The 1,452-nt window shown below is 32.5% G+C and carries 1 protein-coding gene; it reads right to left on the bottom strand.

Annotation, left to right across the window (positions count from 1 at the left end):
• Positions 1–47: 47 nt before the first annotated feature.
• Positions 48–1,376: an IS701 family transposase gene (locus AC1F2U_RS34665; protein WP_480265265.1), complete on the bottom strand. Its 1,329-nt coding sequence runs from the start codon at positions 1,374–1,376 to the stop codon at positions 48–50.
• Positions 1,377–1,452 lie beyond the last annotated feature (76 nt).

Here is a 1,452-nt window from a genome sequence, read left to right as displayed (position 1 = left end):
CCCTCTTCTGTCACTTTCCGAAATAAGCAAGTAGTAACAAAGTGAAATTATCCAGAAGCATAACAGGTTTTAAATTGATTCATTGCACTAATTAATTGATTGAATCCCAGCAATAATTTAGAATTGGAGAAAATATGTATCCAGGGATAAATTAACCAAAATAGTAAGAGTGGTTGGGCAATGAGACGCAGATTATTTAGAGTATTTTTCCATCCGCATTCATGGTTCCATTGTTGATGACTAGAAAAATCAATATCACTGTTTTTTTGTACCTCAGCTTCAATTTGACGAGATTTATTTAAGCTTAAGAAGGCTGGAGAATTTAAACTAATCATTGTGTACACACAAAAAATAATTTCCCACCACCTTTCTATATGTTGAAAATTTGTGAACCGATAATCTGTCCAGCCGAGTTCCTGTTTACACTGTCGAAATCCATATTCAACCCAGGTTCTTAATCCATATAAATCGCCTAAAGTTTTTTTGAGTTTTCCTTGAAGATTCGTCATCACGAAAGAAGTAGAATTTTCTGGCATGGTTTCTGGGTCAGTAGTTATTTCCCAGTAAGTTATGGCTCTTTTTTTACCATAAATTATTTCCCTAATGTATCGGGTTTCTGATTTTTGATTGCTAAATGTTCTTTCAAATTTACACCACTTATTCGCCCTAACACTTTGTGCTGATGGCAACCAGACTCCATGATTACTTCTAATTGATACAACATAATCTAATTTATATTCAGTTAGTTTTCTAATAAATTGGCTACTTTCACCATATAAACTATCTGCCAGTACCAGTTCAATATTAAAACCGGATTCAATTAATTCTGTAATTATCTCTGACGCTAACTCTATTTTAGTTTTATATTTATCCTCCTCTTTTAACGTTCCTTTTGGTTTGAATACTTTTACTGTTAATGGAAACGTTATATTAGAGTAAACTCCATAGGCATTGACTGAAACTATCCCATTATCGACTTTTCCTACACTTCCTAGATATTGTCTGGATACATAATCAGTCTTTTTACCTTTTTTCCTATCTCCGGTTTCATCTATTACTACCGTAATCGCATTGCCATTTAATGATTTTTTAAGTTTATTTAATCTTAGTTCTTTTAATTTATCTACTGACCAATCTGAATTGGCTAGAAAATGATGTAATGATTGTGCAGAGTTTATACTTACGACTTTTGCTATCTCTGGTAATGATTTTCTTTTAATTTGTGACATTATTCCCAGATGTAAATATTTGAAGCACTCATAATTTCTTACTTCTTTAAACAGGTCTTTATACTCTGCACAATATTCATCTACGATCGCAACTGTTGGGTGAGCATCTCTTGGCAAATGTTTCAAGATTTGTAATTCTACATCCATTGCCCTACTTACCTTTCAGGATTTTCTTTTTTTATTCTTTTATTTAGAATAACCGGAAAGTGACAGAAGAGGGTTA

It is taken from the genome of Nostoc sp. LEGE 12454 (assembly GCF_056620565.1).
Note: the sequence above shows the minus strand (reverse complement) of the source record. Positions and strands in the feature narration are given on the sequence as shown.

Bases quoted from the DNA above. Each gene is read 5' to 3' on its own strand.
- AC1F2U_RS34665 (WP_480265265.1), bottom strand. From the start codon at position 1,376: ATGGATGTAGAATTACAAATCTTGAAACATTTGCCAAGAGATGCTCAC.